This is a genomic window from Prochlorococcus sp. MIT 0701, assembly GCF_000760295.1.
In the GTDB taxonomy this organism is placed as follows: Bacteria; Cyanobacteriota; Cyanobacteriia; order PCC-6307; family Cyanobiaceae; genus Prochlorococcus.
Genome location: NZ_JNBA01000001.1, coordinates 1 through 21,026, shown reverse-complemented (window position 1 = coordinate 21,026; position 21,026 = coordinate 1). Strand labels below are relative to the sequence as shown.

16 protein-coding genes are annotated in these 21,026 nt (G+C 51.2%); 7 read left to right on the top strand and 9 right to left on the bottom strand.

Annotation, left to right across the window (positions count from 1 at the left end; translation table 11 throughout):
* The first annotated feature begins 147 nt into the window (after window positions 1-147).
* On the top strand, window positions 148-2,766 hold the full coding sequence (gene pepN, locus EV12_RS00085; RefSeq protein WP_036910569.1) for an aminopeptidase N: 2,619 nt from the start codon (window positions 148-150) through the stop codon (window positions 2,764-2,766).
* A gap of 8 nt (window positions 2,767-2,774) precedes the next feature.
* On the opposite strand, the gene EV12_RS00080 is transcribed toward pepN, so the two are convergent.
* The 6 genes from EV12_RS00080 to lysA form a co-directional block, all read right to left on the bottom strand.
* Entirely contained in the window at window positions 2,775-4,007 is a 1,233-nt protein-coding gene (locus EV12_RS00080) for a glycoside hydrolase family 10 protein (RefSeq protein WP_036910567.1), read from the bottom strand.
* Window positions 4,008-5,209: 1,202 nt separating this feature from the next.
* On the bottom strand, window positions 5,210-6,142 hold the full coding sequence (gene trhO / locus EV12_RS00070) for an oxygen-dependent tRNA uridine(34) hydroxylase TrhO (RefSeq protein WP_036910563.1): 933 nt from the start codon (window positions 6,140-6,142) through the stop codon (window positions 5,210-5,212).
* The gene (gene bioB, locus EV12_RS00065) at window positions 6,139-7,146 is read right to left on the bottom strand and encodes a biotin synthase BioB (RefSeq protein ID WP_036910629.1); all 1,008 of its coding nucleotides are present in this window, start codon (window positions 7,144-7,146) and stop codon (window positions 6,139-6,141) included. Before bioB ends, trhO begins: the two co-directional genes overlap by 4 nt.
* Before the next feature lie 20 nt (window positions 7,147-7,166).
* Complete coding sequence (uppS, locus tag EV12_RS00060) at window positions 7,167-7,964, bottom strand: polyprenyl diphosphate synthase (protein WP_036910561.1); 798 nt, start codon at window positions 7,962-7,964, stop codon at window positions 7,167-7,169.
* Complete coding sequence (gene cdaA, locus EV12_RS00055; RefSeq protein ID WP_036910627.1) at window positions 7,961-8,842, bottom strand: diadenylate cyclase CdaA; 882 nt, start codon at window positions 8,840-8,842, stop codon at window positions 7,961-7,963. The genes uppS and cdaA overlap by 4 nt, the downstream gene beginning before the upstream one ends.
* A 23-nt stretch (window positions 8,843-8,865) precedes the next feature.
* Window positions 8,866-10,233, bottom strand: a complete 1,368-nt coding sequence (gene lysA, locus EV12_RS00050; RefSeq protein WP_036910559.1) for a diaminopimelate decarboxylase — start codon at window positions 10,231-10,233, stop codon at window positions 8,866-8,868.
* 69 nt (window positions 10,234-10,302) lie between these two features.
* On the opposite strand from lysA, the gene EV12_RS00045 reads away from it, so the two are divergent.
* The 5 genes from EV12_RS00045 to EV12_RS00025 all read left to right on the top strand — a co-directional run bounded on the left by EV12_RS00045 (window position 10,303) and on the right by EV12_RS00025 (window position 16,274).
* A complete protein-coding gene (locus EV12_RS00045; RefSeq protein WP_036910557.1) occupies window positions 10,303-10,788 on the top strand; it encodes a GNAT family N-acetyltransferase in 486 nt (161 codons plus the stop codon).
* A 175-nt stretch (window positions 10,789-10,963) separates the two neighbouring features.
* Complete coding sequence (locus tag EV12_RS00040) at window positions 10,964-13,543, top strand: ATP-dependent Clp protease ATP-binding subunit (RefSeq protein WP_036910555.1); 2,580 nt, start codon at window positions 10,964-10,966, stop codon at window positions 13,541-13,543.
* A 15-nt stretch (window positions 13,544-13,558) separates the two neighbouring features.
* Entirely contained in the window at window positions 13,559-14,719 is a 1,161-nt protein-coding gene (locus EV12_RS00035; protein WP_036910553.1) for an iron-containing alcohol dehydrogenase family protein, read from the top strand.
* Between the two features lie 14 nt (window positions 14,720-14,733).
* Window positions 14,734-15,633 (top strand): alpha/beta fold hydrolase, encoded by a 900-nt coding sequence (locus EV12_RS00030; RefSeq protein WP_036910625.1) that lies wholly within the window; start codon window positions 14,734-14,736, stop codon window positions 15,631-15,633.
* 2 nt (window positions 15,634-15,635) lie between these two features.
* Complete coding sequence (locus EV12_RS00025) at window positions 15,636-16,274, top strand: LmeA family phospholipid-binding protein (protein WP_036910551.1); 639 nt, start codon at window positions 15,636-15,638, stop codon at window positions 16,272-16,274.
* 5 nt (window positions 16,275-16,279) lie between these two features.
* Here the strand turns inward: EV12_RS00025 and EV12_RS00020 are convergent, their stop codons facing one another.
* Window positions 16,280-17,194 (bottom strand): phosphatidate cytidylyltransferase, encoded by a 915-nt coding sequence (locus EV12_RS00020; RefSeq protein WP_052039497.1) that lies wholly within the window; start codon window positions 17,192-17,194, stop codon window positions 16,280-16,282.
* Between the two features lie 19 nt (window positions 17,195-17,213).
* A complete protein-coding gene (locus EV12_RS00015; RefSeq protein WP_036910549.1) occupies window positions 17,214-18,614 on the bottom strand; it encodes an aminotransferase class I/II-fold pyridoxal phosphate-dependent enzyme in 1,401 nt (466 codons plus the stop codon).
* 101 nt (window positions 18,615-18,715) lie between these two features.
* On the opposite strand from EV12_RS00015, the gene EV12_RS00010 reads away from it, so the two are divergent.
* A complete protein-coding gene (locus EV12_RS00010; RefSeq protein WP_036910547.1) occupies window positions 18,716-20,362 on the top strand; it encodes an ABC1 kinase family protein in 1,647 nt (548 codons plus the stop codon).
* 293 nt (window positions 20,363-20,655) lie between these two features.
* On the opposite strand, the gene EV12_RS00005 is transcribed toward EV12_RS00010, so the two are convergent.
* On the bottom strand, window positions 20,656-21,026 hold a 371-nt coding region (locus EV12_RS00005), incomplete at its 5' end, for a sigma factor-like helix-turn-helix DNA-binding protein (protein ID WP_036910543.1).

Sequence of the window (21,026 nt, the reverse complement as noted above, 5' to 3'; positions counted from 1 at the left end):
AGAAGACAGTCGTTGCCAGAACGAACTTGAAGTACAAGACAGCAGCAGAAATTGTTCCGCGGTATGGCTAGCACATCTCAAATGATGTCATCAGGGAATTAGCGCGGAAGCTCAAACTCAAAAATCTCTACAAGCAAACACTCCCCCATGACAACAGCAACCACCCGATTAGCGGATTACAGGCCATATCCCTTCCAGATTCCTAACATTGAACTGGATGTTGTTGTCGAAGAACAGCACATCGTGATCTCCAGCTCCATGCAGATCGAGCCTGCCTTGACAACCAAAGTTCCGTTAGTCCTTCAGGGGTTAGAGCTGGAGTTGGACTCCATTGTTATAAACGGCAGTTCTGTACCAACGGATGCCTACAGCCTATCGAGCCGTGAGTTAGTTCTCCATCAGCCACCAATTCATCCTTTTGAGTTGAAGATCATCTGCCGAATTGATCCCTTCAACAACACCTCACTAGAAGGGCTTTATGCCAGCGAGAGCATGCTCACAAGCCAATGCGAGGCAGAAGGCTTTCGTCGCATCTGCTTCCATCCCGATCGTCCTGATGTGCTCAGTCGCTATCGAGTACGAATTGAGGCGAATCGGACGCGCTATCCAGTGTTGCTCTCTAACGGAAATCTTGTTAGCACAGGGCCTTTAGCTAAAGATCCAATGCGGCATGAGGCAATTTGGGACGATCCCTATCCCAAGCCTGCCTATCTCTTTGCTTTGGTTGCAGGAGCACTTCAAGAAGTTCAGGCTCATTTCACAACCAAATCTGGACGCTCAGTTCTATTGCGCTTGCATGTTGAGAACGGAGACGAATCCTATACCTCTCACGCCTTGAATTCTCTGAAGAAAGCCATGGCCTGGGATGAAAAGATCTATGGGCTGGAATACGACCTTGATGAATATAACATTGTGGCAGTGCGTCACTTCAACATGGGCGCAATGGAAAATAAGAGCTTAAATATATTCAACTCAAAACTTGTATTGGCTGATGCCGAATGTGCCACAGATGGTGAGCTTGAACGAATCGAAAGTGTTGTTGCTCATGAATACTTTCATAACTGGACTGGCAACCGTATTACCTGCAGGGACTGGTTTCAGCTCTCCCTAAAAGAAGGTCTCACTGTATTTCGGGATCAGAGCTTCACAGCTGATCTGCATTCAGAAGCAGTGAAACGCATCGAGGATGTATCAATGCTGCGAAACACCCAATTTCGTGAAGATTCAGGCCCTACATCTCATCCAGTCAAGCCTAGTGAATACAAGGCAATTGATAACTTCTACACCACAACTATTTATGAAAAAGGTGCAGAGTTAATCCGCATGCTTCACACCCTGCTTGGGCAGCAACGCTTCATGGCAGGAATGGCGTTATATGTGCAGCGTTTTGATGGCACTGCAGCTACTACAGACGATTTTATTCACTCCATTGCTGAAGGAGCCTGCGCAAATGGGGAAAAACTTGGTTTTGATCTTGATCAATTTCAGCGTTGGTATCACCAAAGCGGAACTCCTCAAGTATGCGTAAAACGCCACTGGGATTCTCAAGTCGGAACACTCACACTTGAGGTCAACCAGTTCACACCACCAACTCCTGGTCAACCCTCAAAAGAACCTCTAGTCATTCCGATGGTCCTCGCCGTGATCGGCCCAAATGGACGAGTCGGCGAGGAGAAACTGGTTGTTTTGGACCGAGACACACAGAACGTCTCACTAAGTGATCTACCTAGGCAAGCGAAGCCTCCTGCCCTATCGATATTTCGTCGTTTTTCAGCTCCGGTCACGTTGCAGATGGACGTCTCAGTCGAAGAATCGTTGCAGCTACTTGCTCTTGATGATGATCCCGTTGCTCGATGGGAAGCAGGCCAGAGATTATGGAGAAAGATCCTTTTAGCAAGGGCTCGCAAACAAGCTGACAATCCACTTGAAGAACGTTTAGCTCTAGCGCTAAATCAACTGATCACCAGTGGAGGCGAAAGTGATCCCTCTTTTCTGGCGATGTTATTTGGCATGCCAGGACTAGCTGAACTGGAGGCCGCCCAGGATGTCGCCGATCCATTGATGCTCTATCAGGTCTATCAATCACTCAAGTCATGGTTGGGAGTCAAGCTCTCAGATCCGCTCCAACATCTGCTTGAACGCAGTCGATTGAATTGGGGGGCTCAATGGCCAGCAGGACAAGGTGAACGCATGCTCACAGGACTGACCTGGAGCTGGTTAGCTGCTGCTGGTGATTGCGAAGTTCGCAAGGAAGCACTTGAAGCAGTCAACGGACCCTCGATGTCTTTGGCTCGAGCGGCCCTTCGGGCACTACAACCCGTTGAATGTCCTGAGCGAGACGAAGCTCTCAAAAGCTTTTACGAGCGCTGGCAAGATCGGCCAGTGATCCTAGATACCTGGTTTGCTCTGGAGGCATCCACTCCACGGTCAGATGGGCTTGAACGAATAAAACAGTTACTAGATCATCCCCGCTTTGACCCAATGGCACCCAACGCGATAAGGGCTGTCCTTGGTGGTCTCGCTTCAAATCCACCTGTATTTCACTCTGTTGATGGAAGTGGTTACAACTTCATGGCTGATCAGCTCATCGCCATTGATCAACGCAACCCAATCACTGCTTCACGAATGGTGAAAGTGTTCAGCCGTTGGCAAACTTATGCTCCATCAAGGAAAGAGGCGATGCACCGGGCCATCGATCAACTGGCCAGTGCAGAGCTATCTGCAAACACCAGAGAAGTGGTAATGCTCATGCGGCCAGAGCACTAGGAACAAACCTATTCTTTCTTCTCATGCAATTGCTTGAACTGTCTGAGGCGCTGAATTCCACCCTCTATCCCAGCGTGCTGTCCCCAGAGCCCCTCCCAATAAAAATAAATCACGCCATGGCCGCGCTCAGCTGCCAGTCGAACCTTTTCAACCAAAACCGGCATGGGCGTGGTGCGTTTGCCGAATCCTGCCAGCACGCCAATATGCACAGGGACACCCCATTGACGTGCTTTGCGTAAGGCCGGCTGGTCGAGATCCTTCGCAAATCCCTTGAGTGAGTAGGCGTAGTTCTGCACAACCAACTCGTCTATCAATTTGCCTACAGTCCAAAGCTCCCAGTCTTGAAGCCAATTGTTGTAAGCAAATCTGAAAGGCCCAGGGGCAAGGCTGATATTGACAGGCAGCTTTTCCTTCCCCAATGCTTGCCTCAGTTCTCTAAGCAACCCGGTAAGTTTCCGCCTTCTCCATTGCATCCAAAAGCGGTCGCTGTAGTCCCGGGGCGGTGAGGAACCAGTTTCTTGTTGATAAAGAGCCACGGTGTAAGGGTCATAACCAAGCTGCACCGGCCAAGCAAAATGATCATCAAGCTGAACGCCATCCATCTTGCAGCGCTTCATGACCTCAATCACTAAGCCAATGAATCGCGCACGAACCTCTGGATGGGCTGGATTAAGCCAAACCCGCTTGTGATTCCCATGCATCTTCACAACTGGGTTGCCATCAGCCCTGGCAAGAACCCAGTCGGGATGGAGCTTGACAACCTCTGCATCATCTGGCTCCATCAGCCCGTATTCAAACCATGGCACCACCTTCATGCCGCGGGCATGACCTTCTCTACTCAGGGTGCAAATAGGGTCGAGAGCCAAGCCTGCTTTCTGAAGAGGCACTTCTACAGGGGCATAGTTGCTGCGATGGAAGGTGGACCCCCTACTCCAAACATTGAGATAGAGCGCCGTGAAGCCTGCGCTATAGAGATCTTTCACAGCCTTATGCATCAAGTTGCGGCTGTAATAAAGAGGGCTCGGACTATTAGTCATCCAAACACCAACAATCGGCAAGTGATCACTTAAATGACGCAAGCCTGATTGGGCCACTGATGGCGAAGTTGATGCCTGCGCTGAAATTGCGCATGGTTGAGAAGTCATCAATAACACAACCACTAACACTCTCAAGTAGGGATAGCGCCCCCAAAAGCTGAGTGCTGGCATCGTGTCATCAGGGCATGGCATACTTCTTGGCATGACGATAGTTTCAGCCAAAAATAGGATTTAAGCAAAGTGTGGTGAAGGGTTGAAGTTGTAGCAAAGGTATCTGGTACTGAAAGATGGACATAAATAGTCTGCTTGCCAGCAAAGAAACAAAAGAGATGAAAGAACGAAGCCGATCGTACTTAACCGGTACTGATCCCCTGAATATCCTTGCCAACACTCAGACCACAGTGCAATCCAAAAAGCATTGATCGCAACAAGTGTTGTTGTCTCGCTATATGGGCAAAGGGCCACCTGAAGACCACGGTCAAACTTAGTCATGCTTTGCAGTGCTTCTAGTCAGATTTTTCCACGTGCATCCGCGCAAGATAAAGAGGTCAACTTTTGGAGTTCTCGATGAACTTTTCAATACGTTCCAAGGCCCTTTGGCTGATTCCTTGTTTTGCCCTTGCTGGCTCAGCCTTTGTCGTCAACGATGCTGAAGCCAACAAAAGTGGCCAAAGTTTTGGGGTCAAACTTAGCGAAGCTCAGCAACAGAAGCTGTTTGAGACCCGCAAAGAATGGGAACTAAGTAGTGCAGACAATCGGATTTCCATCATCAACGATTCCCACAACTGTATTAATGCTGCCCAAACACCAGAAGCTTTTCGAAACTGTAAGCAGAAAGGGCGGCAATCTCATAGAGCCTTAAAAGAGCAACGCCGCAAAAAGATCAATACCACCCTAAAGAGCATGGGGTTAGAGCCTATGCAATCAAACCTTAAGCATGGCCATCGCAAAGGCAGAGGTAACAATCAAAGAATTGGAGCTAAGCTGAGGCCAAATCAAGTTTAAAGGCTCAAAATTGGCTTCTTATTTACACCATTAGATCAGTTAACAGAAGATAGCTCCAACTCTCTGAAATCTATGAGAGTTGGAGCTATACAAGCCACTTGCTTTTCCACGAAGATGTTCCGGCAGGAAAATACTGAGTCTCTGACCAGACTTCTCTAATCAAAGCAAGCAAGCGATTCATTCAACATTGCAAGATTCATTGCTCGAACAAAAACAACTGTCAATGCAGCAACCATTTAACTAGCATACCTTCGTAAAAGTACTCAAAGAAAAAACTTCACTTCAACAAGAGTCACATTACTGGAAAGCCTGCTTGGAGATATTCAACTGCTCTTGGCCTAAACTTAGGCAATATCTAACTAAAAAACTATACAGACAAGCTTTCTTCATGGCTGTGTTACCTACTTCCTAGAACTGTGTTCCATCTGCCGTTGTCTTTCAGCAAAACGAATACGGTCCGTATCACTAAATTGATCCACGCAGTGGCGACACTGAACACCAGGCACATAACTGTTCATCGTCTGATCCTCAGGGGTGAGGGGCATTCCACAGGCATGACAAAGACTATGAACACCAGGTAAAAGCTTATGATTCAAAGCCACACGTTGATCAAAAACAAAACACTCTCCTTGCCAGCGACTTTCAGCTTGAGATACCTCCTCAAAATAACGAAGGATGCCACCACGAAGATGATTGACGTTAGTAAAGCCCTTCTCAATCAGATAAGACGTAGCCTTCTCACAGCGAATGCCTCCTGTGCAATACATGGCTATTCGTGCTGAATTTTGTGCTTTAACCATTGAACGCAAATGCTGTTCAACCCAAGCAGGAAAGTCGCGGAAGCACTTCGTTTGGGGGTTTATTGCTCCTTTAAATTCCCCAATCGCAATCTCATAGTCATTTCGCGTATCGATCAAGAGAGTATCTGGATCATCAATTAGATCATTCCATTCATGAGCATCCACATAAGTCCCCACCGTCTTTGATGGATTCAGCCCGGCAAGACCCATGGTCACAATCTCTGCCTTCCGGCGAACCTTGAAGCGACGAAAAACCTGCTCAGGCGCCCAGCTAATTTTCAGCTCAAACAAACCCTCGATTAAATCGCGTTCTAACCTCTCAAGCAAAGCGCTAACACCATCAACCGATCCACAAATCGTTCCATTCACCCCTTCCTCTGCTAAAAGCACAGTTCCCATCAGTTGATGTTCATCCCCAATGCTCAGCAGATCCTGCAATAAGCAGGCAATAGTGACCTCAGGCCAAGAAGTAAAGGAATAGAAAGTCGCTACCTGAAATAGATCTGCAGAGGTCTGATCATCTTGCAGATTCATTCGTCACCCTCCTCCCAACTCGCATGAACTCCTGCCTGAGAGAGAAGTTCGCGATCAGTTTTTACATCAGGATTGCTGGTAGTTAGCAAACTATCGCCGTAAAAGATCGAATCAGCTCCCGCTTGGAGACAAAGGATCTGAGCCTCTCGACCAAGCTGCTCACGCCCTGCGCTTAGACGCACACGACTGCGAGGCATCAGAATTCGCGCCGTAGCAACCATGCGCACCATCTCTAAAGGATCCACCGCAGGGAGGTCCTGCAATGGCGTGCCCTCCACTGCCACCAGAGCATTAATAGGAACACTCTCAGGATGAGGGTTGATATTGGCTAGTACACAAAGAAGAGAGGCTCGATCCACCGTTGATTCCCCCATACCGATGATGCCCCCACAGCAAAGAGTGATGCCAGCTGAACGAACCTTCTGAAGGGTTTCGATTCGCTCCTGATATGTGCGCGTTGTGATGATCTGGTCGTAGTACTCAGGGCTGGTGTCGAGATTGTGGTTGTAGGCAGTCAATCCCGCATCTGCCAACCGAGAAGCCTGCTTTTCAGTCAGCATGCCGGCAGTAACACAGGCCTCTAGTCCCAACTCCCGTACACCACTCACCATCGCAAGCATGGCTTCAAACTGGGCACCATCTCTGATCTCCCGCCAAGCCCATCCCATGCAGAAGCGATCCGCACCAGCATCTTTGGCGGCCCGTGCGCGCTCCAGCACTGTTTGGATCTGAACCACTAGATCGGGCTGCCCTTCAATATCACTACTGTTGTGCATGGACTGGGGGCAATAAGCGCAATCCTCCTGGCATCCTCCCGTCTTCACGCTTAGCAAAGAAGCCAGCTGAACCCGATAGCCAGGATTTGCCTTCCGATGCACAAGCTGGGCCTGCCAGAGCAAATCCATAAGTGGTCGCTCTAATAGTTCCCGCACCTCATGCAATGTCCAGTCATAACGATGAACAACAGGTTCAAAGGTCAGAGCCTTGTCAGTAAGCACGGTCATGGAACGACTGAAGCCAACGGTCAAGATCCCAGATGATTCGCTGCGATTGGATCCAAACCGCCGAAACGACGACAGCGTGACTGGTAATCAAAAAGAGCCTGTGTCAAAGCTACTTCATCAAAATCAGGCCAGCACACATCGGTGACGTGAATTTCTGCATAGGCGAGTTGCCAGAGCAGAAAATTACTGATCCGTCGTTCACCACTGGTGCGGATCAGAAGGTCTGGATCAACCTCACCAGCCGTGAGCAACTCAGCCTCAAAACTGTTCTCATCAATCAAAGTTGGATCAAGATCCCCTCTTGCAGCACGTTGTGCAAGTTTCTGTGCCGCCAAAACCAGTTCACGTCGGCCACCGTAATTGGTGCAAACATTGAAGTGAATGCCATTGTTCCTAACAGTGAGCTCGGTAGCCTCACTGATCAACTCCTGCAGACCTAATGGGAGACCCTCAAGGTCTCCCAGGAAACGAATCCGTACCTTTTCACGCTCAAGTGACTCCAACTCCCTCTGAAGCACACGCTCAAACAGAGTCATCAAGAAATTCACCTCATCTCCAGGCCGGGACCAATTCTCCGTAGAAAAGGCATAAGCCGTAAGAGCGCCAATGCCCCAGTCACTGCAAAGACGAAGGGTTCTCTTGAGAGCTTCTACGCCAGCGCGATGGCCGACCATCCTAGGCAGGCCCCTGGCCTTGGCCCAGCGTCCATTCCCATCCATAATCACAGCCACATGGTTAGGCAGCCGATAGGGATCAAGCCCCGAGGGACATGCACAGACCTTTGGATGGCCTGAACTAGTGGCCGAACGGCGGCTCACGGGAGTGGTTCCTCGCTAGAGCTGCTCACGCTAAGCCTGGATGAAGCTTGCGTAGCAACAGCCGAAGCTTTGACTGGACTAGAGGCCCCCTTCGTCGCCGTTGCTCCTAATGAGGAACCGATCAACTCCTTAAGCAAATCCTGCAGACGACTACTGGTGATGGGCCGTTCAAGCCGGCCCTGGCTTGCAAGAGACAATGTTCCAGTCTCTTCGGAAACCACCACACAAATACAGCGGTCAAAACGTTCTGTTATCCCCAAGGCTGCTAAATGTCTCGTGCCATAACGGCTGATGCCCTGCCGCGAGAGGGGCAGAATGACACCAGCAGAAACGATCCGATTACCCTTCACAAGTACTGCCCCGTCATGGAGGGGCGTATCAGATGCAAAAAGATTCAGCAGCAGCTCACTACTTAGCTGGGCATCGATCAGCACACCAGGGTTAAGGAAGTCTTCTGGACGAAGATCACTACCCATATCAACAACAACCAATGCTCCACGGCGGCTCTGAGACAAGCGTCCAGCCGCCTCAGTAAGCTGGGCAACGGTGCTGGCGGTGCCCCGTAGCTCGTTCTGAGGATTGCCGAGGAGTACAGCCAGGCGACCTGTTCCCAATAATTCCATCAGACGTCTCAGTTCTCCCTGCCAAAGGATCGCTAATGACAAAGAACAAGCCAAAACCAGCGCATCCACCAACTTTGAAGTGAGCGGAAGATTTTCAAAGCGCTGCACAAACCAGGCCAAGGCAACCAAAAAGAGGTAACCCCTCAACAACCACAGGGTGCGCCGCTCATTGACCCTAGAAAAAAGCAAGACGCCAAGGGCCGAAGCAAACAAAACATCGAGCAGGCGCGGATCTACCACCCCCCACAAGTTCACTCCCACTCCCCAGCCTTGCCTTCTCAGCCTAACGCTACAAATCGTTCCGGCATAACGTCATATCGCAGAAGATCTTCTGGCTGCTCCCGCCGCTGCACCAACTCCGAGTGACCTGAATGAACAAGTACCGCTGCAGGTCGTGGGATGCGGTTGTAGTTAGAACTCATAGAGACGTTGTAAGCCCCTGTAGCAAACACGACCAAGACTTCTCCACTGCTGGCATATGGCAAGGCAAGGTCCTTAAGCAGAACATCCCCAGATTCACAATGTTTGCCAACCAGAGTGATCGTCTCGTCTGGCGAGGCCAAAGGGCGGTCAGCAAGGCAAGCCGTATAGAGAGATTGATAAGTGATTGGGCGGGGGTTATCACTCATCCCTCCATCGACAGAAAGATAGGTGCGCAGCCCTGGGATGGTCTTGCGTGATCCGACCCGATAAAGGGTGACTCCGGCAGCAGCGACCAGAGAGCGACCCGGCTCACACATCAACCGGGGCAAGTCCAGGTTGCGAGAACGACAGGCTTGATTCACTGCCTCGGCAACCACCTTGACCCAGTTGTCAATTGAAGGTGGATCATCAGAGCTGACATATCTGACACCTAGGCCTCCTCCAACGTTGAGATCCACAACTGGATGACCCAGGCGCCTAGCCAGTTGCAGAGCACCAGCCATCACATCTGCCAGATCCTGATGAGGTTCCAATTCAAAGATCTGCGATCCAATATGAGCGTGGAGTCCCGTTAACCGTGCCCAACGACAGCCGAGTAACTGATTCAGAACCGATTCAAGCTGATCTGGATCAAAACCAAACTTGCTATCAAGATGGCCGGTGCGGATGTACTCATGGGTATGGCATTCGATGCCCGGAGTGAAACGCAACATCAACTTTGCGGGATCTGCCCCAACCGGCACCAGTTGTGAGAGGCGATCAAGATCATGCTGATTATCAGCAACGATTGTGACGCCATTGCGATAGGCAAGCAGCAGCTCCTCATCAGATTTGTTGTTGCCATGAAGCACAATGCAATCGCCTGGGACACCTCCCTTCAAAGCGGTAAGCAACTCACCTGCTGAGACCACATCAAGCCCAAAACCTTCTGAAGCCACCAGGCTGCTCATCATCAATGAGCTATTGGCCTTAGAGGCATAGATAGGAAGAGATGAACCTGGATAGTGACGCTGTAATGCCCCACGGTAAGACTGACAAGCTGCCCTCAAAGTGGCTTCATCAAGCACATAGAGAGGGGTGCCATAGCACTCAGCCAATTCGCTCAGTTGACAGCCTCCTACGCTCAAGCGTGATTGCGCATCAAGTTCGGCTGTAATCGGCGCGAGGTTGCAATTGGGGCTAAGGGGATCCCGCCCAGGCTCATAGGGGCTGGATGAAATCATGGCAATGGACGAGGAAACTAGTTAGAGGGATCAATGTAGGGATCAGTCCCCCCAAGGAGGGGGTTAGGCATGTTTAAGCACGACATCGAAGCAATTGAAGTAACCCATCTCGGGCCAGAACAGATCAATGCGTGCATGGAGCTGAATCAACTCGCACTCAATGGATTGTGGAGCAAACAGCAATGGAGTCAGGAATTGATCAATTCCCGCAGTCTCTGCATGGGAGTGCTCAAGTCTTCAACACTGCTGGCTTTGGCCTGTGGCTGGTTAGTGGTGGACGAACTTCATCTCACCGCAATAGGAGTACATCCTCAACATCGCAGACAGGGCCTAGCCCGTCTGCTGTTATCAAAGTTGCTCGAGCAAGGCCAACTAACCGGCGCCATCCACGCCACACTCGAAGTTGCCAGAAACAATTCAGCGGCCATAGGGCTTTACGAAAGCTGCGGATTCAAGACAGCAGGATGTCGTCATCACTATTACAGCAACGGCCAAGATGCTCTAATTCAGTGGCGAAGCTTGGAGAGGAAGGCTGCACCAAGACAAAAGATTTAAATAAGTACGGATTACCGTCCGGAAAATACAACGAAGACAAACATCTTAGCCACTTCATTGTTACTATTGAAACTACTAATTCCCTTGCAGCAAAGGGAGTAGGCCAAATAATCCAACAGCTCACATTCCAACACCAACCCTGATAAGTTAGAGATAGATTCAAGTGCCCCGGACCATGTTCGAGCGGTTTACCGAGAAGGCCATCAAGGTGATCATGCTGGCCCAGGAAGAGGCCCGGCGCCTTGGTCATAATTTCGTGGGCACCGAGCAGATCCTTTTGGGATTGATCGGTGAGGGCACAGGTGTGGCAGCGAAGGTGCTCAAGTCAATGAGCGTGAACCTTAAAGACGCCCGCGTTGAAGTTGAAAAGATCATTGGCCGTGGTTCAGGCTTCGTCGCCGTAGAAATTCCCTTCACTCCCAGAGCAAAGCGTGTACTGGAACTCTCTCTAGAAGAAGCCCGACAACTGGGCCACAATTACATTGGTACAGAACATTTACTGCTTGGTCTCATCCGAGAGGGTGAGGGTGTAGCAGCCCGAGTACTCGAAAACCTTGGTGTAGACCTAGCAAAGGTGCGCACCCAAGTGATCCGCATGCTCGGCGAAACCGCCGAGGTAACTGCAGGCGGAGGTGGAGGCAAAGGCTCAACGAAGACAGCCACCCTCGATGAATTCGGCAGCAACCTGACCCAGCTAGCCAACGAGTCCAAGCTTGATCCTGTTGTCGGGCGACAAAATGAAATCGAACGCGTAATTCAGATCCTCGGGAGACGCACAAAGAACAACCCTGTCCTGATTGGAGAGCCTGGAGTTGGGAAAACAGCAATTGCTGAAGGCCTCGCTCAACGCATCCAACAGGGAGATATTCCCGACATCCTTGAAGAAAAGAGGGTGCTCACCCTCGACATCGGCCTGCTAGTTGCTGGAACCAAATACCGCGGAGAGTTCGAAGAACGGCTCAAAAAGATCATGGAAGAGATCAAATCCGCTGGCAACGTGATCCTGGTCATCGATGAAGTTCACACCCTGATTGGAGCAGGTGCTGCAGAAGGTGCAATCGATGCCGCCAACATTCTCAAACCAGCGCTAGCTAGAGGAGAACTGCAGTGCATTGGTGCTACCACTCTTGACGAATATCGGAAACATATCGAACGGGATGCTGCCCTAGAACGCCGATTTCAGCCGGTCATGGTTGGCGAGCCATCGATCGCTGAAACCATTGAGATACTGCAAGGGTTAAGGGAGCGCTACGAACAGCATCACCGTCTAAAAATTACAGACGAAGCCCTAGATGCCGCCGCAAACCTAGGCGATCGCTACATCTCCGACCGCTTCCTGCCGGATAAGGCCATCGACTTAATTGATGAAGCTGGCAGCCGTGTGCGTTTGCTGAACTCCAAACTTCCACCTGCGGCAAAAGAAGTTGACAAAGAATTACGCAAGGTTCAAAAGGAAAAAGAAGATGCCGTTCGTGATCAGGACTTCGCCAAAGCCGGGGAATTGCGTGAAAAAGAAGTTGAGCTAAGAGAAAAGATCCGTACTCTGCTTCAAAGCAGTCGCCAAGACAGCGAGGAGTCATCGCCCACCGAGGCCGCGACTGCTGAAGATTCCACCCAGGAGACTCCAACGCCTCAACCTGAAAAAGACACAACAGCACCATCAACGCCTCATCTCACTACTCCCTTGGTGACAGAAGAAGACATTGCCAACATCGTTGCGGCTTGGACCGGCGTACCTGTACAGAAGCTCACCGAAAGTGAATCAGTGAAGCTCCTGAACATGGAGGAGACCCTCCACCAGAGGCTGATTGGCCAAGACGAAGCTGTCAAAGCGGTCTCGAAAGCCATCCGTCGAGCCAGGGTGGGCCTCAAAAACCCCAATCGCCCCATTGCCAGCTTCATCTTTTCGGGACCAACCGGAGTCGGCAAAACCGAACTCACCAAAGCTCTCGCCACCTACTTCTTTGGTAGCGAAGAAGCCATGATCCGACTAGACATGTCGGAATTCATGGAGCGGCATACGGTCAGCAAACTGATCGGCTCTCCTCCTGGCTATGTGGGGTTCAACGAAGGGGGGCAACTCACCGAAGCGGTGCGGCGTAGGCCTTATACCGTTGTGCTCTTCGACGAAATCGAGAAGGCACACCCAGATGTTTTCAACCTGTTACTCCAATTGCTCGAAGACGGTCGACTAACTGACTCCAAAGGAAGAACAGTGGACTTCAAGAACACCTTGATCATCATGACCTCAAATATCGGCTCAAAGGTCATTGAGAAAGGAGGCGGTGGACTCGGCTTTGAATTCTCCGGTGAGAATGCCGAAGAGAGTCAATACAACCGAATCAAATCCCTGGTCAACGAAGAACTAAAACAATACTTCCGTCCTGAATTTCTGAATCGTCTCGATGAAATTATCGTCTTCCGCCAACTCAGCAGAGATGAGGTGAAAGAAATCGCTGAGATCATGCTCAAAGAAGTGTTCTCTCGCATGCAAGACAAAGGAATCACTCTCACTGTTTCAGATGCATTCAAGGAGCGACTAGTAGAAGAGGGATACAACCCCTCTTATGGAGCGAGGCCGCTGCGAAGGGCTGTCATGCGACTCATGGAAGACAGTCTTGCCGAGGAAGTACTTACTGGCCGCATCAAGGATGGTGATGCTGCGGAGATGGACGTGGATGACAACAAGCAAATCGTTGTACGCCATGTCAGCAAAACTACCGCCACACCGGAACTCGCTGGAGCAGGCGTCTGACACCTCTCCAAATCAATGAACAAAAATAATTTGCCTGAGGCGTTCTCTCACTGCTCTCACTCCATTGCCCCCGCAAAGGTTGTTAGGGGAGAAAGGGCGTGGGAAGAAAGCCATCAACTCATTGCCTCGATTTGCCGCTCACCTTTACTTCTTGGTCGCAGCAACGCCACGGCTGAGTTACGCCAGGGATTACTCAACAACCTCCAGAGCCTTGGACTCAACACAGTTTCTGCTGAGCTCAAGCACGATTGTTGCGAGATCGATCTCAAGCGGATCAATGCTCTTGCCTTGGACAACTCCTGCGACGGTGTGATTGCCGCAGGTGGGGGCAAGGTGCTAGATGCCGGGAAGCTTCTGGCCCACCGGCTGAGCATCCCATGCATCACAGTTCCCCTTAGTGCAGCAACCTGTGCCGGTTGGACCGCCCTCGCCAATATCTATTCATCAACAGGTGCTTTTCAACGGGATGAAGTTCTAGCTCGATGCCCACAACTGATGATCTTTGATCATGGTCTCGTGCGTCAGGCTCCTCCCCGGACTCTCGCCAGCGGCATCGCAGATGCCATCGCCAAGTGGTACGAAGCGTCTATCAGCAGTGGCTCCAGCAACGATGGATTGATTCAACAAGCTGTGCAGATGGCAAGGGTCTTGCGCGATCAGCTGCTGCTGGATGGGCCTGAAGCGCTGAAAAATCAAAACAGCCTTGCCTGGATCAGGGTTGCCGAAGCCTGTGCAATGACTGCAGGGCTGATCGGAGGAATTGGCGGTTCTCGCTGCCGTACTGCCGCCGCCCACGCAGTGCACAACGCACTGACGCAATTAAAAGACTGCCATGAGGCCCTTCATGGGGAAAAGGTGGGTTACGGGATCCTCGTACAGTTGCGACTTGAGGAGATCATTGGGGGCCATCAACTGGCCGGACAAGCAAGGCGACAGCTGATTCCATTCTTCAAAGGACTTGATCTACCTGTAAACCTTGAGGATCTGGGCCTATCGAACGTGAGTCTTATCGAACTGCATGAAGTCTGCCAATTTGCCTGTCAACAAGGCTCTGACCTGCATCAACTGCCGTTTCCCGTCAACTCCAGCGCCCTACTAGAAGCACTCGTCGGTGCTAGCGGCAATAGCCCGGTCCCTGTCAAATCCATAGTCACCAAGCGAATAGCAGCCTCTTGAACCTCAAAACTGGAATAGCAGCCCAAACAATCACCTCCTCAGAAGCCCTTTTACGTCAGCTCACTCCACAACTTCTGGATCCATTAGCCCGTGACCTGGCCAATCAAGTTCAGTGGTGGTCTTTACCGGGGCTTGTCCCATGCTCGACCTCAGAGCCTGAGTCCTACCCAGTAGCCATCACTGGCGAGGGGGCTCCAGTGCTGCTGCTGCATGGGTTTGATAGCAGCTTCCTTGAATTCCGACGCCTAGCGCCGTTATTAAGCCCTCACCATCAACTTGTGATTCCGGATTTGTATGGTTTTGGCTTCTCTCCCCGTCCCCCTGAAGCTGACTATGGACAAGAGGCGCTCATCCGTCACCTCGATGAACTACTAGCCCATCTGCCCTCTAATTCTCCAGTGGGAGTCATCGGAGCATCAATGGGAGGTGCTATTGCCATGGAGCTTGCTCGACGTCATCCAAAACAAATCAACCGCTTGCTCTTACTTTCGCCTGCAGGATTAACAGGACGGCCAAAACCTATCCCTCCAGGCCTAGATCAACTGGGCGCATGGATCCTTAGTCAACCAGCCGTGCGACGCAGCATCTGCCGACAAGCCTTCGCTGATCCCAAAAACTCTGTCGGAGATGCTGAGGAACAAATCGCTTCCCTTCATCTACAGGTATCAGGCTGGAGGAGCTCACTGGCTGCCTTTGCCCGCAGTGGAGGAATCGCCAATTGCGGAACACCGCTACCCCAGCAACCACTTCATGTGATCTGGGGTGCCAACGACCGTATTCTGAATGGACCTCAGAGACGGGAAGCCCTCACCCTGCTGGGGTCTCATGTGGAAGAACTTGACAACTGCGGCCATTTACCACACCTCGACCATCCCAAGATTGTCGCCCAACGCTGGCTACAAGCTTTTTCCTAGCCATGGGAGATTCTTCATCCACCAGTACAGGCCCTTTCCTGCAACTCCTCGCCAATGGTCTAAAGATTTGGGTCCGCCGACAATGCGATGCCGTTGGTGAACTGAAGCTTGAACTGCACGGATCTGCTCTGGAACTATTGAGAGGTCGTCTTTCAGGAGTCAGTCTCATGGCCAAGGAGGTGATCTTTCAAGGCCTGCCATTGCATTACGCCGAATTAAAAAGCGGCCCCCTCAGGCTGAACATGAACCTCGGCAAATCAGTCCAGGCTTTGACTCTCGAGCAAAGCTTCGATCTTCAGGGCACTGTATCAATCACGGACAAAGACCTCAATCAGGTCCTGCTATCAGATCCATGGAGATGGCTTGGCGATTGGCTAGCAGAAGAGCTCATTGGCATAACGCCTCTTGGCGGACTTCAAATCAACAACGACACCTTGGAATTACAGGCTCCAGTGATTGGTCAACAAGAACCGGCAAGACGGCGTTTTCTAATCAGAGCGGATAAAGGAACCGTGCTGATTAGACACCAGGATGTGGATTTAGAAGCTTCACTACCCATGGATCCGGCTATTCACATTGAAGAAGCCGTTCTGAACGGTGGACAACTTCACCTCAAGGGTCGCGCATCAGTAACACCCTGATCGCATTAACTCATGACAGGCAAAATCAGCGTTACTGCGTAATACACCACTGCAGGAGTGAAGAGATAGCTATCAATTCGATCAAGGATGCCGCCATGACCAGGCAGCGCATCACCAGAATCCTTAAGACCCGCATCTCGTTTCATCATCGACTCGATCAGATCTCCAACCAGAGCAAATAATGCAACCAAAACTCCAAGCAGTACGCCCAGCAAAAAACCCAATGGCCAAGCCAAAAGCTCACCGGCTACTGCCCCTATCGTCATTGCGCAAAACAGACCTCCGACAGCACCTTCCACAGTCTTGCCAGGAGAAATAGAAGATAAAGGTAGGCGTCCAAAACGACGTCCTAATTCATAAGAGCCAATATCACTCGCGACGATCATCAGGCAAGCCACCAAAGTGATCGCCATCCCAGAAGTCAACCAGCCTGCACACCAGCCAGGAAGCTGACCCAGCCCAGGAGCAAGATCGAGAGCACTCAAATTGCGCAATCGCAACCAATGACTGGGTAAAAACCCCAGGTAAAACAACCCAAAGATCGAGGCAGCGATATCGGCAATGGAGCCGGTGATCGGCTGAAGCAACAACCAACCGCAAATGGCTGCTCCAGAGAGAGGCAGTACTGCCGCAGCAAGATCCGATGGCAACCCGCCAACCACTCCCCACTGTGTACTGATCAGCAACAACTGACAGGCCACAAGAGTAGTTTTCGTCGCTGGCCTGATTCCGGTGAACTTCGCCATGCGGAAAAACTCAAGCAACGCAAGGTGCACGATCACACCCAAACCAACCGTGAACCACCACCCCCCTAAAGCCACCACCACCAAACCGAACGCTCCGGCAGCCAGACCACTGCTAATCCGCTGGCTGGAAGAACCGGCTGCAACCAATCTCCATCGAAAGGCCTTTGCTCTCACGCCCACACCATTGATGGTCTTACAAGGCCAGAACTTTTACCGTACCAGCGATCTGCTCGGGCCAAAGGTTCTGCTGCTCTAAAAGCCAGTCCACACGCCTGTGATCCAGCTTCTCACCCGGCACTAGCAAGGGAATCCCTGGAGGATAGGGACAGATTAACTCCGCCGCGACTCTCCCTACCGCATCAGCAATCGAGACGCTCCGACTTTGAGCGCGCCAAGCCAAGCCACAAGCAATTGCTGGTGCTGTAATGCGCGGCAGTGGCGGGGGCGTAAAGGCTGGCAAGGGTAGGCCCTTACCTTGGGCCGCAAGGAGTCCCCGCCAGCGACGATGCATCAGCCTGACCAATCCACGCTGGGGCGCCAAGCCAAGACAGAACGTTAGGCAGCCTGGTTCTGGAAGTTCGCCCACCAGTCCCCTGGCCATCAGCCAAGCATCTGCTTCAAGTCCGCTGATACCCTCTGCAGCTGTATGCAAGATCAGCCGCAAGGGATCCTGATTTTCAAGCAAAGGCAATCCCAACTGACGAAGTTGAACCGCCAATTTGCGAGCAACCTTGAGGCGCGTTCTCAGCTTGTGCAAGCCTGCAGGCTTGCACAAGTCAGTCAGCGACGCTTCACAAGAAGCCAGCAAGAGTGCGCTTGGACTGGTGGTTTGCAACCAGCCGAGACTGCGCTCGACAGCTTTGGGATCAACGCGATCCCCTTGACTCCAAAGCACTGCCGTCTGAGTCAAACCTGCAGCAGATTTGTGCAATGAGTGGACGATTAAGTCAGCACCTGCTGTGATCGCAGAATCAGGCAAAGATGCATCCACCCGACTGGCGAAATGAGCACCATGAGCCTCATCCACTAACACCGGCCAACCCCGAGCATGAAGCTCAACAACCATGGGCTTGAGATCCGTCGCATAGCCCTGATAAGTGGGATGCACCAACACAGCTGCAGCGATCTCAACACCAGCGATGGGAAGTTCATTCAAAACGTCCTGCAACCAAGGTCCATCAGGGGGAAACACATGACCCCGATCAACCATGAAAGGCAGGTCAAACAAGACAGGCGTGAGATCGCCCAAAACACAAGCCTGAATGAGGCTGCGATGGACATTGCGAGGCATCAACACAGCCTGACCAGGCCTTGCTATTGCCAAGAGAGCAGCCTGCAAGAGGCCTGTCGCGCCATTGACGCCATACCAACCCCGCTCAGCCCCAATAGCAATCGCTGCCTGCCTTTGACTCTCAGCCACCGCACCCTGCTGTATCAATGGCCCACCCAACTCAGGAAGTTCCGGCAAATCCCAGATGCCAGCTCGATGGCGCAACATTGCGCGAAGATCATCAGGCAAGCCAGCTCCACGACCATGAGCGGGGAGATGCAAGCTGCGACCACGGTCGCGAGTCAACAGGGGAAGAAAGCCCATGAAGGTGAATCGCCGTTTCTAAAGTCTGATGATCAACGTGCCCGTGCGGTCTGTTGAACACCTCCAATCCATCGTCCGCTTCAGCATCACGCAAAGCCCCGATGCGTTACGACGCGAATCAGGATCTGCTCTGGTTGCTAGCCAGGCCCTGGGTGTGGATACCTCGATTAATTCATGTGCTCACCTCACTGATCACACTGGCGGTGACAGTGCTATCTCAGGGCTCTAGCAACGACGAAGACGAACAAAAAAAGCTCGCAAAAAGACTGCTCATCACGCTCACCAACCTCGGGCCTTGCTTTATCAAGGTGGGCCAAGCCCTTTCCACCCGACCAGACCTAATCAAGCGTGAATGGCTCGAGGAACTCACCAGCCTCCAAGACAATCTGCCCGCCTTCAACCATGCCACGGCCCTCGCCACGTTGGCAGAAGATCTTGGTGCTCCAGCTAGTCAACTCTTTGAAGAGTTTCCTGGTGAGCCAATTGCTGCAGCCAGCCTTGGCCAAGTCTACAAAGCTCGACTACACGGTAATCAATGGGTAGCCGTGAAAGTACAACGTCCTCAACTGGCGTTCATCTTGCGCCGCGATCTCGTGATCATCCGCCTTCTCGGTGTGCTGTCAGCACCAGTACTGCCGCTCAACCTGGGATTTGGGCTAGGCAACATCATTGATGAATTCGGTCGCAGCCTATTTGAGGAGATTGATTACGAACAAGAAGCTAACAATGCTGAACGATTTGCGGCTCTTTTCGCCAAAGACCCAACGGTGACGGTCCCGAGGGTGGAGCGATTGCTGTCATCCCGCCGTGTATTAACCACAAGCTGGATCGAGGGCACGAAACTACGAGACCGCAAGGAATTAAAAGCCCAACTTCTTAATCCAACAGCACTTATCAGGACGGCCGTCATCAGCGGGCTTCAGCAACTTTTTGAGTTCGGCTATTTCCATGCTGATCCTCACCCAGGCAACATTTTTGCCCTTAGTGGTCAAAGTAAAAGGATGGGTCATCTTGCCTACTGCGATTTCGGCATGATGGATTCAATTAGTGATGACGATCGTCTCACTCTTACCGGAGCAGTAGTTCACCTAATTAACAACGATTTCAATGCTCTAGCTAACGACTTTCAAAAGCTGGGTTTCCTTAGTCTAAAAAGTGATCTGACATCAATCATACCGGCACTAGAAGAAGTGCTTGGTGGCTCTCTTGGTGAATCGGTGGAGTCCTTCAACTTCAAGGCAATCACCGATCGTTTCTCAGAACTGATGTTCGATTACCCATTCAGAGTCCCGGCGAGATTTGCCTTGATCATCCGAGCTGTTGTTAGTCAAGAAGGTCTTGCATTAAGGCTAGATCCAGAGTTCAAGATCATCGGAATTGCCTACCCATATGTGGCCAAACGTCTACTAGCAGGAGACTCAATGGAGATGCGAGAGAAACTGATGGAGGTGATTTTCGATAATAATGGGCACCTACGCCTGGAGCGAATTGAAAGTTTGCTGAAAGTGATAAGCCAAGACGCTGTGGCACCAGATGCAGAACTAATCCCTGTCGCAGGAGCAGGCCTAAAACTGCTACTTGGCCCAGATGGATCCACTTTGCGTAGCCGCCTACTGATGACATTGATCAAAGATGAGCGTTTAAGCGCATCTGACATCAAGGCCTTAATGAGCCTGCTACGGCGAACCTTCAGTCCTCGCAAGGTCGCAAATGGCATGTTGCAAAACCTTAATCCACGGACCACCTAAACATGGGCATAAAGAATAACAATCTCTAGAGAGAAAAGAAGCTACTCAACAATACAAGTCTCTGCCATTATTCGACGTCTACTTCTACAAGAATTATCTATCGACTGGCACAGAGATTTAGCCATATTCCAACTAGGTGATATGCATCTCATGCTGAATAGGCACTGAAAAAGTAAAGAGAATATGCAACTGATACTGATGAGAGTTTGATGAATTGTTCTAGGAATAATTCTAGGAATAATTCATCAAACTTTGATTGGTTTGTCGACTCTCAGAAAACCAAAAGGCAAATCTCAAACCACCATATAAGCCTCAAGTTCAAACGAGGAGGTTCGCATCAATGCCAAGCCTTCCCTCTCCAAACGGCGAGTTCGATCGCGACTCATTCCTAAAGCCTTAGCAATCCCGGTGAGGTTCATTGGCTCTCCGCCGTCTATCCCATATCGCATCCGCAGCACACGACCCTGCAGCTCGGGCAACTTTTCTAGCAAGCTACGTAAATCGCCTTTCATGCAATCCACTTCCACCTGCTCACTCGGTAACTCCTCTTCCCCGGCAAGCAACTCAAGCAACTCCGTTTCATCCCCATCTCCCACCTTCATCTCCAAACTCACCGGCTGACGTGCACGGCACATCAGATCCTTCACCTCCTCCTCGGGCAACT